This window comes from Leucobacter sp. cx-328, from assembly GCF_014530035.1.
Classification (GTDB): Bacteria; Actinomycetota; Actinomycetes; order Actinomycetales; family Microbacteriaceae; genus Leucobacter.
The window spans coordinates 186,976-205,282 of record NZ_JACVMX010000004.1; the positions used below are offsets into that span (position 1 = coordinate 186,976).

The 18,307-nt window shown below is 61.8% G+C and carries 18 protein-coding genes and 1 tRNA gene; 7 read left to right on the forward strand and 12 right to left on the reverse strand.

The genetic code is table 11. From position 1 onward, the window contains the following. The first annotated feature begins 3 nt into the window (after positions 1-3). The gene (locus tag ICL81_RS07570) at positions 4-495 is read left to right on the forward strand and encodes a Dps family protein (RefSeq protein WP_188034296.1); all 492 of its coding nucleotides are present in this window, start codon (positions 4-6) and stop codon (positions 493-495) included. Positions 496-620: 125 nt separating this feature from the next. Here ICL81_RS07570 and ICL81_RS07575 read toward each other — a convergent pair whose 3' ends face one another. Beyond that, entirely contained in the window at positions 621-1,109 is a 489-nt protein-coding gene (locus ICL81_RS07575) for an SIP domain-containing protein (protein WP_188034297.1), read from the reverse strand. A 552-nt stretch (positions 1,110-1,661) separates the two neighbouring features. Further along, positions 1,662-2,738: a 2,3-butanediol dehydrogenase gene (locus ICL81_RS07580; RefSeq protein WP_188034298.1), complete on the reverse strand. Its 1,077-nt coding sequence runs from the start codon at positions 2,736-2,738 to the stop codon at positions 1,662-1,664. A 186-nt stretch (positions 2,739-2,924) separates the two neighbouring features. Here ICL81_RS07580 and ICL81_RS07585 point away from each other — a divergent pair, with 186 nt between their 5' ends. Beyond that, the gene (locus ICL81_RS07585) at positions 2,925-3,554 is read left to right on the forward strand and encodes a MarR family winged helix-turn-helix transcriptional regulator (protein WP_215394768.1); all 630 of its coding nucleotides are present in this window, start codon (positions 2,925-2,927) and stop codon (positions 3,552-3,554) included. On the opposite strand, the gene ICL81_RS07590 is transcribed toward ICL81_RS07585, so the two are convergent. Further along, positions 3,551-4,168 carry a LysR substrate-binding domain-containing protein gene (locus ICL81_RS07590; protein WP_188034299.1) on the reverse strand — a complete coding sequence of 206 codons (618 nt, stop codon included), beginning with the start codon at positions 4,166-4,168 and terminating at the stop codon, positions 3,551-3,553. The genes ICL81_RS07585 and ICL81_RS07590 overlap by 4 nt on opposite strands. A 265-nt stretch (positions 4,169-4,433) precedes the next feature. Here ICL81_RS07590 and ICL81_RS07595 point away from each other — a divergent pair, with 265 nt between their 5' ends. From ICL81_RS07595 to ICL81_RS07605, 3 genes are read left to right on the forward strand one after another with little or no spacing between them, the layout of a single operon-like run. After that, positions 4,434-5,726, forward strand: a complete 1,293-nt coding sequence (locus ICL81_RS07595) for a flavin-dependent oxidoreductase (RefSeq protein ID WP_188034300.1) — start codon at positions 4,434-4,436, stop codon at positions 5,724-5,726. After that, positions 5,723-6,223 (forward strand): MarR family transcriptional regulator, encoded by a 501-nt coding sequence (locus ICL81_RS07600; RefSeq protein WP_188034301.1) that lies wholly within the window; start codon positions 5,723-5,725, stop codon positions 6,221-6,223. Before ICL81_RS07595 ends, ICL81_RS07600 begins: the two co-directional genes overlap by 4 nt. Beyond that, positions 6,220-6,699: a DUF3237 domain-containing protein gene (locus tag ICL81_RS07605; RefSeq protein ID WP_188034302.1), complete on the forward strand. Its 480-nt coding sequence runs from the start codon at positions 6,220-6,222 to the stop codon at positions 6,697-6,699. Before ICL81_RS07600 ends, ICL81_RS07605 begins: the two co-directional genes overlap by 4 nt. A 58-nt stretch (positions 6,700-6,757) precedes the next feature. Here the strand turns inward: ICL81_RS07605 and ICL81_RS07610 are convergent, their stop codons facing one another. From ICL81_RS07610 to ICL81_RS07625, 4 genes are all read right to left on the reverse strand, one after another. After that, positions 6,758-9,346, reverse strand: coding sequence for a S8 family serine peptidase (locus ICL81_RS07610; protein ID WP_188034303.1), 2,589 nt, complete (start codon positions 9,344-9,346; stop codon positions 6,758-6,760). Between the two features lie 176 nt (positions 9,347-9,522). Next, positions 9,523-10,443: a helix-turn-helix domain-containing protein gene (locus ICL81_RS07615; RefSeq protein ID WP_188034304.1), complete on the reverse strand. Its 921-nt coding sequence runs from the start codon at positions 10,441-10,443 to the stop codon at positions 9,523-9,525. A 175-nt stretch (positions 10,444-10,618) separates the two neighbouring features. Beyond that, positions 10,619-10,692, reverse strand: a tRNA-Pro gene (locus ICL81_RS07620). 146 nt (positions 10,693-10,838) lie between these two features. After that, on the reverse strand, positions 10,839-11,276 hold the full coding sequence (locus tag ICL81_RS07625; protein ID WP_188034305.1) for a pyridoxamine 5'-phosphate oxidase family protein: 438 nt from the start codon (positions 11,274-11,276) through the stop codon (positions 10,839-10,841). A gap of 87 nt (positions 11,277-11,363) precedes the next feature. On the opposite strand from ICL81_RS07625, the gene ICL81_RS07630 reads away from it, so the two are divergent. Then, positions 11,364-12,266 (forward strand): NUDIX domain-containing protein, encoded by a 903-nt coding sequence (locus ICL81_RS07630; protein WP_188034306.1) that lies wholly within the window; start codon positions 11,364-11,366, stop codon positions 12,264-12,266. A gap of 86 nt (positions 12,267-12,352) precedes the next feature. On the opposite strand, the gene ICL81_RS07635 is transcribed toward ICL81_RS07630, so the two are convergent. From ICL81_RS07635 to rraA, 5 genes are all read right to left on the reverse strand, one after another. Then, positions 12,353-13,627, reverse strand: coding sequence for an ABC transporter permease (locus tag ICL81_RS07635; RefSeq protein ID WP_188034307.1), 1,275 nt, complete (start codon positions 13,625-13,627; stop codon positions 12,353-12,355). Next, on the reverse strand, positions 13,627-14,505 hold the full coding sequence (locus tag ICL81_RS07640) for an ABC transporter ATP-binding protein (RefSeq protein ID WP_370566866.1): 879 nt from the start codon (positions 14,503-14,505) through the stop codon (positions 13,627-13,629). The genes ICL81_RS07635 and ICL81_RS07640 overlap by 1 nt, the downstream gene beginning before the upstream one ends. Continuing rightward, a complete protein-coding gene (locus ICL81_RS07645; RefSeq protein ID WP_251381923.1) occupies positions 14,502-16,040 on the reverse strand; it encodes a hypothetical protein in 1,539 nt (512 codons plus the stop codon). The genes ICL81_RS07640 and ICL81_RS07645 overlap by 4 nt, the downstream gene beginning before the upstream one ends. Positions 16,041-16,043: 3 nt before the next feature. Further along, entirely contained in the window at positions 16,044-17,099 is a 1,056-nt protein-coding gene (locus ICL81_RS07650; protein WP_188034308.1) for a hypothetical protein, read from the reverse strand. A 124-nt stretch (positions 17,100-17,223) separates the two neighbouring features. Continuing rightward, positions 17,224-17,694 carry a ribonuclease E activity regulator RraA gene (gene rraA, locus ICL81_RS07655; protein WP_353055463.1) on the reverse strand — a complete coding sequence of 157 codons (471 nt, stop codon included), beginning with the start codon at positions 17,692-17,694 and terminating at the stop codon, positions 17,224-17,226. A gap of 197 nt (positions 17,695-17,891) precedes the next feature. Here rraA and ICL81_RS07660 point away from each other — a divergent pair, with 197 nt between their 5' ends. Beyond that, positions 17,892-18,263 (forward strand): DUF4190 domain-containing protein, encoded by a 372-nt coding sequence (locus tag ICL81_RS07660; RefSeq protein WP_188034310.1) that lies wholly within the window; start codon positions 17,892-17,894, stop codon positions 18,261-18,263. Positions 18,264-18,307: the final 44 nt, after the last annotated feature.

Genomic DNA, 18,307 nt, shown 5'->3' on the forward strand with positions numbered 1-18,307 from the left:
ATCATGGTCGCTACTCAGAAAACTTCAGTCGTAGTCTCGCAGGGAGACCTCGATCGCCCCGCAGGCGTAGCTCGCTACCTCGCGCCGGTCGTGAACGATCTCGTTGCACTCGCAGTCAACGGCAAGCAGGCGCACTGGCACGTGCGCGGCGCAAACTTCATCGGCGTACACGAGTTCCTCGATGACGTGGTCACCCACGCACAGGACGGTGCCGACGAGGTCGCAGAGCGCATCGTCGCACTCGGCCTTCCGCTCGATGCTCGCATCGGTTCGGTCGCCGCTGGCAACAGCCTTCCTGAGCTGAGCGCCGGCTTCCAGAACTCCGAGACCACGGTCACCGAAATGGTCGCTTCGCTCGACGCAGCAATCGCGACGGTCTACGCGGCGATCGACGGCCTTGCCGACGTCGACGCTCCGAGCCAGGACATCGTCATCGCGCTCGCACAGCAGCTCGACAAGGATCGCTGGTTCCTCAATTCGCACATTGCGAACTAATTTCGTCTGACTAACGAGTCAGGGAACCCGGGTGGGTGGCGCGGATCTTTCCGCGTCGCCCACCTTTGCGTTTGCGGGCGAGTTAGTGCGGGCGAGTTAGTGCGTGCGTGGTGAGACGGCGCGAGCTAGTCGTTGAGTTCGCCGCGGAACGCGGTCGCGGCCGCGAACGTCTCAGCAAGTTCGTCAGCGATGCGACGCAGCTCACTGGTCGCCCACTCGTTGCCACCCAGGCCAGGCCACAGCTGCACATAGCGACCGCTCATCGGGTCACCACGCAGCCACTCATCCAGCCAGCCGTCAGCTGCACGGACAGCGGTGGCGCCGGGGCGCGCGGCATTCGTTGCGCGGACCACCCAGGTGACACTCACGCCTGCGGGGAAGAGTCCCCGCTCGAATGGTTCGATCTGCACCGGCGACTCAACCTCGACGATGACTCGGCCATAGGTCTTGCGTGGGAGCATTGACGCCCAGTCGCGCAGCGCAGGAACATCTTCGACGTCACCAACCGCGAGCACGCACTCGAGGTTCGTTGGGCACACGAAAATGAAGTCGCCTGACTCATCGCCAGACCCGACCTCGTTTTCTGGCTCACCAGGAAAAACACCCCAACTCACGCCTCCAGTGTACGCCACATTTCTCAATCATCAGATGTTGGTTTACTGAGAGGGGTTCGGCGGGCCTGGGTGAATGATCCGCGCCCCCGGTTATGGACGTTCGGCGGCGCCGGGCTTTGCCGCTTGCCGCTTGCTACTTGCTACGTGCTACTTGCTACTTGCTACTTGCCGTAGATATGCGATCGGCCAAAGATCTGGCAGTTTGGGCCGAAAACAGCATATTGAGGGCAGATTACATATCTATGGCGAAGGGTGACTGCGCGGATATGAGGCGCTGATGGGGCTGCCGCGGGTGAGCTTTCACTCACCCTTGCCATTGATGTGTGTGGCTGGGCAGGTGAGTTCGCCTGGGTATTGGAAAGTGGCTTCGCGCGCACTGAATTGGGGGAATCCGTCTTAACCTGGGGACTTTTCAATACCGGGGGTGAATAGGACGGGCGGGGTGAGTTGGACTGGCGGGGTGGAACGGCTGGCGGGCCGCGGGCTGGGAATGCAACAGCGCCCGAAGGCTCGAAAGCCACCGGGCGCTGCTAGCGAGAAATCAGGGCGTGATCAGAGCCCTTGTCCCGACGGCGAGACGAGGATCTTCACTGCCGTCTCATTGTGGTTGATGAGGGTGTCGAAGCCCTTGTCCACGAGATCTTCAAGACGGATCTTGCCGGTGATGAACGGCTTGAGGTCGATCTTGCCCGATTCGACGAGTGCGATGGTGTCGGGGTGCGAGTTCACGTAACCGATGGTTCCGCGAACGTCGATCTCCTTCATGACGAGCTTGTGCATGTCGAACGACGCAAGCTTGCCCCAGATCGAAACGACGACGATGACACCGGTCGGGCGCACTGCGTCCATGAGGGTGTCGAAGACAACCTGCACCGAGGTGCACTCGAACGCAACATCTGCGCCCTTGCCACCGGTGAGCTTCTTGACCTCAGCAACAACGTCGGTCTCTGCGGGGTTGAGGGCGACCTCTGCAACGCCAGCATCGAGCGCCTTCTGACGACGCAGTGGCGAGAGCTCCGAGATGATGACCTTCACACCGAGTGCGGTGAGTACCGCTGCGGTGAGCTGGCCGATGGGGCCCGCGCCGCCAACGAGTGCGGTCTGGCCTGCCTGCACGCCCGAGCGCTTGACTGCGTGGTACGCAACCGAGAGCGGCTCGATGAGTGCTGCCTCGTCGAGGGCAACAGACTTGTCGACCTTGTGTACCCAGCGCTCACGCACGACGATGTTTTCTGCGAGTCCGCCGCCGCGGCCGCCAAGACCGATGAAGTTCATGTCGTCCGACAGGTGGTAGTCGTTCGAGTCGGGGCCGGTGTTCACATCATCGCGGATGATGTACGGCTCAACCACAACGTGGTCGCCGATTGCGAGGTCGGTAACGCCCTCGCCAATTTCAGAAATCACACCCGAGAATTCGTGGCCGAGCGTGACAGGTGCGTCTTCGCCCGAGATCGGGTGCGGGTGACCGTGGGCCGGAACAAAAATGGGCCCATCAAGGTATTCATGCAAATCGGTGCCGCAGATACCAGTCCATGCGACATCGATACGAACCGTTCCCGGCTCGAGTTTCTGCTGCTCAATCTCTTCGATGCGAATATCGCCGCGATCGTAGAAACGTGCTGCCTTCATTATGAACACCCTCTTCAGTACAAGGTGCAACTGAGCGGAGGCGACCGGGTCTTGTGAACCCGGCACCAGCTTGTCAGCTGCTGGCTATTGGTTCTCAAACACCAACCGGCGCGGCGGTGCCGCTTCGATTGATGATTATCACGTTACGCCCGCTAGCATTGATGCGTCAACCACACAGGAGGTTCGGTGAGTCCGACAGCTGAAGACCGAAATCCAGACCTGCGCGAACTGCAGATCTGGGCCAATTACCTCGAGTCTGCTCACTTCCTGCGCAACATGCTCGAACGCCGCATGCTCGAGCGCGCATCGCTGTCGCTCGGTGACTACCAGGTCCTGCTCGCGCTGTCTGAGGCCGAGAAACACACGCTGCGATCCGCCGCCCTCGCAGACCTCGTGGACTGGGAACGCAGCCGCCTCTCACACCACCTCGGTCGCATGGAAAAGCGTGGCCTACTTAAGCGCAGCCAGAGCAAGGAAGCCTCTCGCGGCGTCAACGTGACGATCACTGCTGACGGCCTTTCGTCGTTCCGTATTGCGAACGCGGATCACCTCCACGCCATCAAAGAGCTCTTCGTGAATGCGTTCAGCCCTGCGCAGATCCAGCAGGCAGGCGAGGTCTCAGAGACACTGCTCGGCCACCTCGATGAGGTCGAAGAAGCAGAGATCGCAGCGGCTGAAGCTGCCGCAGCCGCAAAGCCATCGCGCGTCGCAGAGGCGGCACAGGCTGCAGCTGCGATCGCCGCGATGCCTGTAATCTTTGAGCCGCGCGAGGAGCTTTCAGGCGCCGGTGCAGCTGCGGTTCACCCCGCGGCTTAGTTTCCCCCGAACCGCTCCTCGGCAAAGTCGAGGAGCGCAGATGCACGCTGCGTGAGCTCCATGTCTTCAGGCCAAATCCCGACGACATGCGACTGCGTGACCGGCGGATCGAGCGGCCGAATCAAGAGCGGCCGACCTTCGACACTCGTGCGCGCCGCACTCGGCCGTGACATGAGCAGGCTGTACCCGAGCCCGCGGCCGACCAGTGCTTGCACGAGACCGATGTCGCTGATCCGCGCCTCAATCGTCGGAGCCAGCCCGAGCGCAGAAAACGCGTCCATGACGTTGGCGGTACCGGGGGTCGCGTCGAACTGAATGTATGGCTCGCTCGCCAGATCTGCGAGGTCGATCGAGGGCACGGTTGCGAGCGGGTGCTCCGGGTGCAGGTGGACCTCGAGTTCGGTCTCGTAGATCCGCCGTTTGCGGTAGCCAGCGGGCAGCGATACGTCGTAGACGAGCGCGACATCGAGCCGGCCACCTTGTAACGCTGAGAGAAGCTCCTCGTTCGTACCGATCATGATCGAGACGTCGACGCCGGGGTGTTCGCGCGGAAAGCCATCGAGAATCGCAGGCACGACATACGCCGCGAAGGTCGAGTAGCATCCAAGCTTCACCGGTCCGGTGCCAGCTTCGGAGGCTGCCCTCGACTGGGCCGCGGGCGTGCTCGCCGAGGCAGCTGCGTTGCTGACCGGAGCGCGCTAACGCGCCAAGCGTTCGCACGGTCACGATCCGCCCACCATGTCACTCGGCACGGTGGGCGGATCTATGCGGCGCATGCTCCGGGTTCGCACTGGACGAAAAATAGTTCATATGCAAAACTACTTTCACGCACCGGCGCGGCACACAACGCAGTGACGCGGATCGACACAGGAGTCACACATGCGCATCATCATCGTGGGAGCTGGCATTGCTGGCCTCTCGACCGCCCTCAGCCTCGAAGCTGCGGGCTTCACCGACATCACCATCTACGAACGCACCGGCCAGGTGCGCGGGCTCGGCGTCGGTCTCAACCTTCTCCCCCACGCGGTGCGCGAGCTCACCGAGCTCGGCCTCAAGGACCGCATCGAGGCGCTCGGCGTCGAACCGACCGCGCTTGCCTACTTCAACCGCTTCGGCCAGCCGATCTGGTCGGAGCCCCGCGGCACCACGGCAGGGTACGCTTGGCCCCAGCTTTCAGTACACCGCGGCGAGCTGCAACTCATGTTGCTCGCCGCGGTCACCGAGCGCCTCGGTGACATTGTCCGGACGGGCCACCGCCTCATCGAGGTTGCAGACGGGGACGACACCACCGTCACCTTCGAGACCGCGACCGGCCCGGTCACCGAGAACGCTGACCTCATCATCGGCGCCGACGGCATCCACTCATCACTGCGCCAGCTGCGCTATCCCGACGAGGGTGCCCCGCCCTGGAGCGGACTCACCCTCTGGCGCGGGACCGCTCGCATCCCCCAGTTCCTTGACGGTGCGACCATGGTCATGACCGGTGATGGCGACCAAAAGTTCGTCGCCTACCCGCTCGAAGCAGCCGGCACAGACGGCACCCAGCGCGTCAACTTCATCGCAGAACACCGTGCCCCAGGGTCTCCAGGCGCAGACTGGAACCGTACCGTCGACCCCGCGCCCATCGTCGAACTGTTCCAAGACTGGCGGTACGACTGGTTCGATGTCCCCGCGACCATCGCTGCCGCAGAGGAAATCCTCGAGTACCCCATGGTTGATCGCGACGCACTCCCCCAGTGGACGTTCGGCCAGACCACCCTCGTCGGCGACGCCGCACACGCGATGTACCCCAACGGATCCAACGGCGGATCTCAGGCCATCCTCGACGCCCGCACGCTCGCGTTTGAGTTGGCAACCGCAGTAGGCGGATCCGCCCCCACCAACACCGATGACCGCGCCGGTCGCGCAGCAGCAATCGCTCGTGCTCTCGAGAGCTACGAGACGAAGCGACGCCCTGCCACCGCAACACTGCTCGAGATGACGCGTCAGACCGGGCCCGAGCGCGTGATGCTGCTCGCCCGCGAGCGCGCCCCAGAGGGGTTTGCCGACATCGACGACGTGATTTCGCTGGCGGAGCGAGAGCAGATCGCGCTGAGCTACAAGCAGGCGGCCGGGTTTGATCCGGCAATGCTCGCGGAACGCAGCTCGCTCACGGTCGAGGCACGCGCGTGAGCTCGGCCGCGCTGTCCACGCTTGCCGCGCAAGTCTCCCCCATGCGGCGAGCGCTCAGCGCCCTTGCTCGCGAGCGTGAGGCGCTGCCAGAGATCCCGGATGCGCAGATCGAAATCATCCGGTTCATCGAGACCGGTGGCGAAGCAACGCCCAGCTCGATTGCACTCGCGCTCGGCTCGGGTCGCCCGACGGTGAGCAACCTGCTCGCCACGATGGAATCCGCTGGCCTCATCACCCGGAGGCGCGATGTACACGATGGCCGCCGGATCGTCGTGAACGTATCAGCCGCCGCACGTGACTACTTCGCCCGGTTCGACGCGGCGACCTCCGCGATCATGACGGAGGCTGCTGCGCAGCTTTCCGCGGCGGATCAGGCAGCCCTCATCGCCGCAGCCAAGGCCTTTGAACGCCTCACAGGGCAACTCGTGCTCACCCGCGGCGGAGCACACACGCCTTCGTCCGTTTCCACCGAACAGACCGAACAGGAACGCGCATGACCACTCCGCTCCTCGACCAGCTCGCAGTGCCTCAGCTCACCCCTGTCTTCGATGTGTGCGTTGACCTTGAGCGCCCGCTCGAACTCGGCAGCACACGCGCTGGCACGCGACGCATCATTCCCATCGTTGGCGGAACCGTCTCGAACGGCCTCGACGCAACGATCCTCAGCAGCGGTGCCGACTGGCAGCGCGTGCGCGCAGACGGCACCCTCGAGATCGATGGCCGCTACACCGCGCACACCGCAGACGGCGAGCTCCTGTACCTCACCGCGACCGGCATCCGCACGGGGCCACCAGAGGTGCTCGCTGCGCTCGGCCGCGGCGAAGCGGTGGATCCGGCCGCGTATTATTTCCGCACGACCGTCTCGATTGAGACCGGGAGCGCGGATCTCGCCTGGTTGCAGCGGTCACTGTTCGTTGCGACCTGCGTGCGTGAGGCTGCGACCGTGCGGTACCGGACCTACCAGGTGTCGTAACGACGAAGAGGTGGCTGGGCGCTCTCGCACTCAGCCACCTGTTCGTTGCCTGCCGGTGTTACTTGCGCTGCGCGCGACGGGAGACCGCGAACGCAGCAGCCGCAGCGACCAACAGTGCGATACCAGCAGCACCCAGCCACGGCGCGAACTCGTCACCCGTGTTGCTGAGGCTGCCTGCCTTTGCTGGCAAGGGCTTCGGCTGAGCCGGGTCGGGCTTTGGTTCGGGTTTCGGCTCAGGCTTCACCGGGGTCTTCGCGAGCGTGCTCGCCGTAAGATCCGCTGATGCGCCTTCCCGATCGTTTGCCCCGTAGGCAGTCAACTCGACGGTGTACGTCGTATCTGCTTTCAGCCCGGCAAAGCGATAGCTCGTCGGGAGTTGGGCATCAGTCAGTTGGCTGGCCTCAACGACGTTCTCTGGATCCGCGTCCCCTTCAAAGAGGGTAATCACGTAGTGATCTACGGGAACTTCCGATCCGCCAGCCCGCGTGGTGACAGGGGCAGCTGGGGCGTCCCAAGCGAACGTGAGTGAGTCAACGGTGCGATCCGCAGCTTTCAGACCGGTGGGCGCCGCCGGGATCTGGGCTGGCAGCATCTCGTCGATCTGCTCCAGGAGCGCCAGTCCATCAACGAGGCCGTTACCGAACACATGCTCGTCAGCGAACCGCGGTGCGTACGGGTTCACGAGCGAAACGCCATCAACGTTGTCACGCGCAGTACTAATCGTGAGATCGCTCAATTCAGCGCCCGTCAACTCGGGACGATATGAAAGTCCGAGTGCCGCCACTGCCGCCGCGTTGGGGGCCGCCGCAGACGTGCCCTCAAATCGGTACTCGTTCTCCGTGTCCGTTTCCGTGAAGAAGGTGGTCTGGGTGCCGTCGACTGACACGATATGCGGCGTATCGACAATCTCCGGTGCGGCCAGGCGCGCTGATGCGGCCGGTGGGGCCACCGGCTCGAAGAGCAGCGTGCCAGGGCCGAGGGAAGAGTAGTCACGAATGATGGTGGGGTCTTCCCAGTTCATCGCGCCAACACTGATCGCTGATCCGTCAGCCGCGTGCCCGAAGAATGATTCGCCAACCCAGTCGTGGGTGTTATCGCCCATGAACTGTCGCTCAGTGATCGCTGCACCACCTTGCATAAACAGTGTGTAGAGCGCTGGCAACGGAGCCGCGGTGTCATGTCCCGAACGCACAATGACCATCTTGATGTTGGAGGCCAAGGGCAGCGTCGCTTCACCGACCAGTGTCGTGAACGGGCCGCCGATCATTCCAATCTCATCAATGAGTTCCGGCTCGGCTGCACCGTCCGTTTCCTTGTAGAACTGCACCTGGAAGTCACTCGTCACACCGAAGAGTGATTCACCAACCGCGCCATAGAAGAGCAGCTTGAATGCGTTGCCACCTGCAGCCTGCATGGTCTTGAGCGTGTCAAACCCGACCTCCGACGATTCGGAAGGGTCAAAGTCCATGCAGTCAACCCCGGCTTCTGACGCCGGAACCTGCACCTCCTCGCCGTCCTGCAGCACGGTGATTTTAGTCCACGCCGGGCATTCCATCGGCCGGTACTCGTTGGTCTGCCATGAGCTGTTTGGCAGCCCCGCACTCGGGCCAGTAGACGCTATTGCGGTCGAATTTCCTGCCGCCGTGAAGTAGGCAACATCGTAGTTCTCTTTCGCCTCCTCAACCGTGGCCGAAACGATCCCCTTTTGGTAGTAGGCCTCGGACAGGTAGGAAATGTCGTCGACAATAATGTCAGCGCCAGCTTCCACGAGCGCTTCGATGTTGAGCGCCATCCCGATCTCGCTGCTGCCTGAATCTGCGAACAGCAGCTTCGCTCCGGGGGCAATGCCGTGCACGAGCTGCGCCATCGCTCGGCCTTCATCGCTTCCATCGTCTTTCTCGTCGGACACGATCGTTACTGGTTCTTGCCAGCCGCAAGGATTGTCGGGGCCGGGCAGAGCCCCAGCCGCGATGTCTTCCGCCACCGATTTGGGTGTTTCGAGCTGCCCGAATGAGTCAGAGATGATGCCGATCGTGACACCGGTACCGTCGACGTCGTATTCACCCCTGGCGAGGTCTGCGCGCAGCGGAACGTCTGCCTCGATCGGCACGGGTCCGCACTGCTCGCCCGAGACTTGCTCCGCAGCGGTACGAATCGCGCCGTTCGCAGCGAGGCTCTCGCGCAGGCCGGCCGTTGCTGCTGCTGACCGTTCACGGCCCGCAATCGGTGCGAGGGACGGAGTAGCGCTGAGGACACCGTCAATTTCCGCAACCGCGGGAAGCGCCTCCGGCGCCACCCGAATCTCAGCAGCCGCAAAGCGTTCGACAAGCTGATCGATTTCGGCGATCTCACCGAGGGCAGCGAGCGTTGCCGCAGTCGGCGCACCGTCAAAGAACACCGTCGCGCTCACGCGCTGATCAGCGTCGAAGGACAGACTGCCGCCGCCCTCGACCGGGAGCGAGGCTGCCTCACTGATCTCTTCGGGGCTTGCTCCCCCTTCGGCAACTGCCGCAATGCGGTCGGAAAGCGTATCCAAGGTTGTCACTTCAATCGGCTCTTCTGCCGAGGCCGCAACCGAAACACCACCCATGGTGACAAGCGAGACTACGGCAAACGCCGAGAGTAAAGACGTGGATCTCAGACGCATATCTTCTCCTAAGCGCGCCCGGGGAGGCCTTTCTCCCAAGCCAGAGACGCACAAGAGAAACCTAAGCGAGATTTCCCGTTCTCCGGATGAATTCCTCGGTTGCTTCGCAAACTGCACGCTCTGTGCGCGGATCGTTCCAAGCTCGCACGCTGCGTCTGCTGCTCCGCACGCGCCAACTAGCGACTGTTGCGCAATTCCCGCGGGGCGAGTCCGTACAGCTCCTTCAGCGCCCGACGCATGCTCGCGCTCGTGCCGAACCCGGTTTGCTCCGCGATCGTCGTCACATCGATCTCATCGAATCGAGCGTCTTGCAGCATCGACCGTGCCACGCGAGCTCGCTCCCGTCGAATCTCACCCGCAACCGAGCTTTCAGCCTCAGCAAACACCGCCTGCAGGTGCCGGAGCGACACCCCGAGGCGCTGCGCCACCATGCACGGAGTCAAATGCGCTTCAGCACGGTGCTCAGCAATATGCTGCAACGCCTTCTCACGTAGGGCAGCACGCGGGCTACCGGCCTGTTGAGGGCCGCCCTGTCGTCCGATGATCAGCGTGCCGGCCATCTCGAGCAGCATCCGGTCGACAGTGAAGCGCTCACGCTCCGAGGTGTCGTCAGTGACCGAGATGCACTGTCCGAGGAACGCCAGCATCGCGCGCTCCGAGACCGTGAGCTCGTCAAAGAGCATGACCTGATCGATAAGCATCGGCACGTACGCAAGCAACGCATCCCGCGGAATACGCAACACGTGGAATCGCCACGGTTCGACGAAGCGCACGCGGTGCGGCAGGCCGCTCGGCGCGATCATCAGAGTACTCGAGGAACGTTGCCAGGCCCCACCAAGCAAGTATTCGAAAGACCCTTCTTGCACGAAGACAATATCGATCGTTGGCAGGCCAGGCCGCAGCGGCCTCCGCTCAACCTCGCCGCCGGTACCCCACGCTTCGATTGCCATGAGCAAGCCGAAAGCAGTGACTCGAGCCTGCATACCAAGGTCTCCCCCGGCATTGCGCACACCGGTTCGCCGAATGTCGCTATCTGCGTAATCAGTGGTCGATCGTTCAGGCAGTCCCTCGATCTGAGCAGCGGTGCTACTGTTCATCCTCACAATGTATCCCGCAAATCAGTCAATTGCAGCCGTTTCCGGCTTCCACTTCGCACGAGCCGCGAGCGGCGGCGAAATGAACGAGCAGTGGTGCGGTGCGGCGCTGGGTACCGAGCGTCCCCTTCGAAGAAACACAAAGTCCCGGAAACCCTCAGGTTTCCGGGACAATCTGTCGGGCTGACAGGATTTGAACCTGCGACCCCTTGACCCCCAGTCAAGTGCGCTACCAAACTGCGCCACAGCCCGTTGTTATCTGGCTTTCACCAAGCAACCACTCAATAATAGCGAGGAAACTTCGTTTCGCCGATTCGAGCGCGACTCACGCCCATACTCCCGCGTGATTCTGCGGATCTTGTAACCCACGCCAGGAACACAGCCGCGCGTTTCGCGGCTCAAAAACCAGGGTGGATGGCGTCGCGATCAGGCTCTTCACCAAAAATAAAGTCACGTCCTGTCAGCGACGCAACCATGATGCGTACGAACTCCATTTTGACGGTGGCCACCATTGGCTTCAGCGGTAGCTCTTCGGCGCGCTCGATCTCGCTGAGCTTCTGGATACGGTGCGCGTTGCCACGGATCACGACGCTCCATCCGCTTTTATCGTTGTACTCATCAACTTCAAACAGCACCTCATGGTTCACGACGAGGCTGGAGAGTTTTGTCCCCTCAGCCGTGCGAAACACAATGCTCCGATCGTCAACCACGTAGTTCACGGGGACGATGTCGAGCAAGCCCGCGACGTTCGTAACGATACGACCGACACGCTGCGTTGCGAGTCGTTCCCAGCAAGCGTCTTCGCTCAGTGCGGTGATGGGGACTTCAGTGTTCATGTCTCTAATCTTGCCGTATCACAGGTCGAAATTGTGGTAATTCGCAATCTCCATTCGAATGTCAGAGGCCTCCGATATTCTGAGGAAATGAGCGATACTCGGAACACCGGAGATGTCTGGGTCGAAGCCCCTGACGGGACTCGATACTGGGGCAAATTCGGCGCGGCCGGCCTGCTCGCCTACGACCGTGCACGCGATGCAGTACTCATGCAGCACCGTGCAAGCTGGAGCGATCATGGTGGCACCTGGGGTATCCCCGGTGGTGCACTCCACGAGGGTGAATCGGCAATCGCAGGTGCGATCCGTGAATCACAGGAGGAGGCGGGAATTCCCGATGACTCCGTGCAGCCGCGTTACACTCACGTACTGAACCGCGAGGTGTGGTCGTACACGACCGTTATTGCCGAGACGGTATTCCCATTCGAACCGGTCATCACCGATGCTGAAAGCGATGCTCTCGAGTGGGTGCACGTTGATGAGGTCGACGATCTTGATCTCCACCCTGGCTTTGCGCAGAGCTGGCCACTGTTGCGCACCCTCGTGCGCGCAACACCGACAGTCGTTGTCGACGCAGCAAACGTCATGCTGACGATATCTGGTAACTGGTGGCGCGACCGCAAAGGCGCAACAGAGCGTCTGCGTGACCGCATCAACGAGGCAGCTCCGCACGGAATCCGCCCTGGGTTCATCGGCTTGCCTCCGACCGAGGCACCCGGCCTTGAGCTTGTGTTCCCCGAGTGGATTCTCGTCACAGAAAGCACTGCTCGCGGCATGCTCTCGGTCGACCATGTCGCCGCGGTCGACGCCGTGCATTCTGGCGACGACACCATCGTCGACCAGGTGAAAGCTGCAGCGCTCAACGGCAACACCATCACGGTTGTCACCAACGACGACGAACTGCGCGTTCGCTGCTCAGTCTCGGGCGCGGGCAATTTCCGCGGTGGCGCACAGTTGCTGTTGCTGCTGCCGGAAGAAATCGCAGCAGCTTAGCCGCGCGCAACGAGCCAGTCGACAGTCGACAGTCGGCAGCGACCGGCAACCCATTGCGGGCAGCCGGTCGCTTTCGCCGCGGGCGGTTAGTCGCGCAGGGCGTCGACTGGTTCGATCCGCGCTGCCTTGAGCGCAGGGTACGAGCCCGCTGCGAGTCCTACCAGTGCGCCAACGAGCACTCCGACGGGAGCAGCCCACGGTGCGATGATTGGCGTCCATTGCTGGGCGATGCAGACCCCGATGAGGGCAAACAAACCGACCACAACGCCCATTAGCCCGCCAAGTACACCGGTCGTGAGTGACTCAAGCATGAACTGGGCTGCGATGTCCCGCGTGCGGGCACCGAGCGCTCGGCGCAGACCAATCTCGCCGCGCCGCTCCGCGACAGAAAGCAGTGTCACGTTGGCGATTCCGATGCCGCCACCAATGAGCGCCACAACGCCAATTGCGAGGAACAGCACGTTCACGTCAGCCTGCACGTCTTCTTGCAGGTCGTTCGTGCTCGACGGCGCTTTGACCTTAAACCCGTCTGGCGTATTCGGGTTGAGCGCGATTGGTGCTTGATGGGCAACCACTGATCCTGCACCAATTGCAATACGAATGTCGAGGTTCTCAGCCGTCGCAATATCAAGCTGTGCCCGCGCAGTCTGCAAGGGCACAATGACCGAGTCAAGCAGTGTCTTCCGGGTTCCGACTGAATCAAGGATGCCAATAACCGTGTACGCACGATCATCAATAAACACCGCAGGCTGGCCAGTCACGCGGTTGACGCCGAGTTTGTCGGCAGCGTTCTTCCCGAGTACAACGACGCGGTCACCGCGATCATCATGCCCGCGGTCGTAGAACCGACCAGTAGCGAGTTTGCCGTTCACAGTTTCGAGTAGCTCTGGCGATGCCGCAACGACACTTGGAGATGACTGCTGCGCGGCCGAGGGATCTTGTACTCGCACTGCTTCAACACGTGGGGCGGCCTTCGGGCGTGCGATCAGCGCGGCGTGCTCGACGCCAGCAAGGTCACTCACCCGGTCAACCGCGTCCCAGGGCAACGACGCTTTCGCTTGCTCTTTGCCTTTGGCTGCCTTCACCGTGCCTGGTTCGACTGTCACTCGCGTTGCCGCGAGCGCGTCAAACTGTTGCGCGATTTGGCCCGAGGCTGTCTGCGAGAAGCCGATCGTTGCGACGAGTGAAGCGATACCGAGTACCGTGCCGACAAGCGTAATAATGAGGCGCGACGGTCGTGCGCCAACGCCTTCGAACGTCTCGCGCAGCAAGTCTTTCGTCGAGACGCCTGGCGGTAGTGGAGCGCGTGGCTGTTTCCGAGTTTCGCGCCATTGACGGAATCTGTGCTTCAGGTTGCCCATCAGTCCACCTCCGTCAGCGATCCGTCGTGCATGCGCACCCGTCGCCGAGCGGCCTGTGCAACCTCTGCGTCGTGCGTGATCATAATGATGGTGAGACCGTCTTCACCGAGTTCCTCGAACAAACGCATGATGCCTTGCGAGTTCTCTCGGTCAAGGTTGCCCGTCGGTTCGTCGGCGAGCAGCAAACGCGGTGATGTGCTGACGGCGCGGGCGATCGCCACGCGCTGACGCTCACCGCCTGAGAGCGTACGTGGGAAAAAGTCGACTCGGTGTGAGAGGCCAACGCGATCAAGCGCGGATCGTGCAAGCTCCTCACGTTCCTCGCGCGGAATGCCAGCGTATGTCCCAGCAAGCATCGTGTTCTCCAGCACTGTGCGCGTGGGCATGAGATGGAACGACTGAAACACGAAGCCAATTGCGCTCGCGCGCAACGCAGCACGCGTGTTGTCTTCGAGTCCACCCGCGTCGATGCCTTCAAACAGAAACGTGCCAGTACTTGGCCGGTCGAGTAGGCCAAGTGTGTTGAGCATCGTTGATTTACCGGAGCCAGACGGACCAATAATCGCGAGGTATTCCCCCCGGTCAACGGTCAAGTCGACACCGCGCAATGCGTTCACCGGTGGCGGCCCAGCGAAGAACCTGGTGACATCAGTGAGCGAAATGAGCGGCCCAGCGTAGTCGGGATTCCCTACGCCAGCGCTTGGCACTCCTAGCATCCCTCGCGAGCTTGCTGCGTGCAGCTTTGCCCGCCGCTTTGCTTCACGCACTGTCTCCCGGTCACTCTGTCGCTGCCCACGTGCGAGCGCTCGCCTTGACAGCTGCTTTCGCTCTGCACCTGCCTCACGCGCTTCCTCGAAGAGGTTGTCGACCTCACTCACCGGCCGACCACAACCTTGGCACCAGCCTTAAAGCGCGAATCGTCGCTCGTAATCTCTACAAAACCATCTGCAGCAAGGCCAGCCTGAACATCGATGAGTTCCGTGACCGCGTCTGGGCCACTCTTCAGATCAACCAACAGTTCAACGCGGTCTTGCCCACCTGAACCTGCCGAGAGTGCCGCAATCGGGACAGCGAGTACATCACCATCGGTACTCGCAACAGGTACGCGAACTCGCACGTTTGTTCCGCGCAGTGCCTCAACCTGTTCCTTCGTGAGGCCACTTGGAGTGAAGCTCACGGTGTAGCGCGAACTCGAGCCGGTGCCTGCGCTGTCGCCCCCCGCATTGCCGCTGTTCTCGCCGCCCTCCGGCTTCGCACCGGTCTTCGGCGCTTCGACTTTGGCGACCTTAGCCTTCAACTCGGCGCCGTCAGGGCCGGGGAATGTCGCCTCGGCACCCGCAACAAGCAGTTCTGCGTCTTGCTTTGAGACCGTGCCAACAATGGTGAGCTCCGCGCCAGACACGTTCATCGGGGATCCCTGCAGCACGTCGCCACGCTTCACGGAGATGTCGTCCACTCGGCGCGGGAGGTTATTGAGGAAGAGCACTTCTGACGAGGGCAGTGTCGGCAGCACACGTTCCTGGGCCAGGCCGAGTGCGTCCTGGGCGTCAGAGAGCTGATCGTTCGCACCTGTGAGGGCCGCCTCTTCGGCTGCGGTGTTTTTGCTCCCACCGGCGCGTGCCTGGTCTAGCGCTGCCTGAGCCTGAGACACCGCAATGTTTGCATCCCGAACGCTGCGTTCGGAAGCCTGCAGTGCTTCTTGCGCTTCTGTACCGCCATTTGCCGCAGAATAGCCGGTCTGCTCGTACAGCGCGCCGACGGCTGTAGCGGTGTCCCAGGTGAACGTGTCATCTCCTGAGTCACCTGCGGCGTAGCCCATTGCGTTCAGGGCAGCTTTGAGCTGTACAACGTCAGGGCCACGCATACCGATGCTCAGTGTGCGATAGGCAGGCAGGTCGCCAGGAAGCACAATGACAGGACGGCCCGCAACCTCAAGCGCGATATTGCCGGCGTTGAACACCGTTCCGGCCTCTGGCACGTGACCGGTGACGACCGGTCGCTCTGCTGCTGCAGCCGCATCGATGCTGACTTCTACCGCGTCAGCGTACGTCACCTCACCACGCGTGATGATGGTGTTCTCGATGCGCCGCTCTTCGACAGGCGCCGTAATTGGTCCGGGCTCAGGAGCCTCGGTGCGCGCAGCAAGCTCGGCAGGAGACACGATGAACTGCATCACGCCGATGCCGATGAGCAGCGAGGCCACGGCAACGCCAGCGATGAGGGCGACAAGGCGTCGCCCTGTCCAGCTCTTTCGTTCTTCAGCCGACTTTGAATTCTCAGCTAAGGCTTCTGCGTTTTGCTCGGTGCCGTTCGATGCCTCATCTGCCGACATTTCGTCGTGCAATGCAGTTTCATCGCCCGTTACTTCTTCGTTCAATGCTGCGTTTTCGTGACGGCGCTTTCGTTCCCGCATTCGCTAGTTCTTCTTTGCGCCGTACTTGGCGACGAGCGCATCGAGCTGCGCCTTGTTCTCATCGATGAACTCTTGCTCTGCGGCGTTTGTGAGCTTCCGGACCTGGTCGTCGTACTTGACGTTCTTCTTGCAGGTTGCGTCGGCAACAGCAGTCTCGATCTCGCGTGACTTGAACGCGTCAACAGCGCTCTTGTCAGCTTTCGACATGTCGCCGTCCTCAGGCATGAGCTCGTTGTACTCCTCGATGAGCGTGTCGTACGGCTGATTCGGGTTGTCAAATTCGCTGATACCCGTCTTCGTCATGCATGCGTTCCACGACGCATTGATCGCCTGCAGCTCAGGACTTGCCTGTTCAGGGTCGTAGAACGGAGTGAGGAGGTTACTCATTCCTTCAAACAGTTCAGCGAACTCAGGGTCTTCGTATGCGCCCATGATTCCGCCAGATTCTTCATTAACCTGGTTCTGCGCCCAGCCCTGGCAACCGGCGGTCTCCCAGTTGTACTCGTACGAGCCGTCTTCGTTGAGCTCGCTTTCGTCAGGGCCTTGGCCGTACAGGGTGTCGTAGAACGCCTGCTGCTCAGACTCGCTCAACGAGTTGATGTACTCCTCGTTGGGGTCGGTGTAGTCCGTGGAGTCATCGGGCTCTTCGGCATCGGCATCGTCCATACCGGGCCAGTCCACAATGCCGTAGCCGTACTGTTCGGCGAATTCGATACTGCCCCACTCCGGACCGCTATCGCCCTCGTCCTCGGTCGTGTTCGAGATCACTACGCCGCCACCAGACGAGCTGGGGATGTATTCGAAGCCTTCCTTCGTCATGCACTGCGCAACGAGCTCTTCAGTCTTCGCCATCTCGGCGTCCAGCATCTCCTGCGTGTACTCCTCCTCACCCGACAGGGCAGCGAAGTACTTCTGCAGCGGAGTCTCTTCAGCCTCGGCAGCCTGCTTACCGCCGTCGCCGGAACAGCCGCTCAGCAGCATCGCTGCGGCGAGCGCGAGGGCGGGTGCACCAATGCGCATTCCAAGAATCGAACGTGTACGGCTGGTCTGGGGATTCATGCTGGTCCTCAATTTCGAGCGTCGCCGGCGGTATCTGACAGGCTAGTTAAGCAGAAAGCCTATCCAGCGAAGTCTGTGGGAAGACACCGCCGAGACCAAATCGTCACCGAACGACTGGAACTGATCACCGTTCGACGAGCACCCCGTCCGCATCGCACCACACGTGGGCACCTGGGCGGAATTTCACTCCCCCGATGATGAGTTCAACGTCGAGAACTCCGGCACCCGTCTTTGTCGATTTTGCTGGGTTCGAACCGAGCGCTTTTACCCCAAGCGGCAGCGTGCCGATGGCAACCCGGTCACGAATTGCGCCGTTCACGATGATGCCTACCCAACCGTTATCGACAGCGAGCCCTGCAATCATGTCGCCGACGAGTGCGGTCTCCAGCGATCCGCCCCCATCAATCACCAACACAGCCCCGTCACCGGGCGATGACAGCACGCTTTTGAGCAGCGCATTGTCTTGGAAACAGCGAACCGTCCGAACCGGACCGTCGAAGCACGTCATGCCCCCGAGGTCTTGAAACTGCACGGCGAGAGACTGCAATGAATCTCCATGGTCGTCATAGAGATCTGCGGTGCTGATGAGGTCCACGAGACCCCTCCTTCCGGCGCGGGCGTCTGCGAACGCGCACCATTCCAAGCTACCCCTGACCTTGGTATCGCGCGACCCCCTGATGACGGTACCTGGGTATGACAGCGCCAATACCCACGCAGGATGTCCGCGTGCTTCCATCCCCGTAACTTTGTAGTTACCAGGCACACAAGCCACCGTCCGAGAAAGGCAACATCATGCAGGACACCATGCACCTCACCCAGGCAACCGACATTGACAACGGCCTGGGCACCACTACTTCGCACGCCGATGCACATACTGCACCCTCAACAGAGCAGTTCACCGCGAAAAAGGAAAGCGACGGCAGCGCATTCGCAATCGCAAGCTTCGTCGTCGGCATCGCGTCGATCGTCTCCGGTTGGACCATCGTCGCTCCGATCGTCGGCCTCATCCTCGGCGTGCTGGCCCTCCGCCGCGACACCAAGGAGCGCACGCTCGCTCTCTGGGGCGTGTGGATGAACGCCGCGATCCTCTCGCTCGTTGCGATCATGCTGGTCTTCGGCATCGGCCTGCTGGTCTTCGGCTTGATCGCGGGCACTATCGCCTAGCGCGCCAGATTCCCTCTGTGCCGGGGCGCGGATCACCACCCATG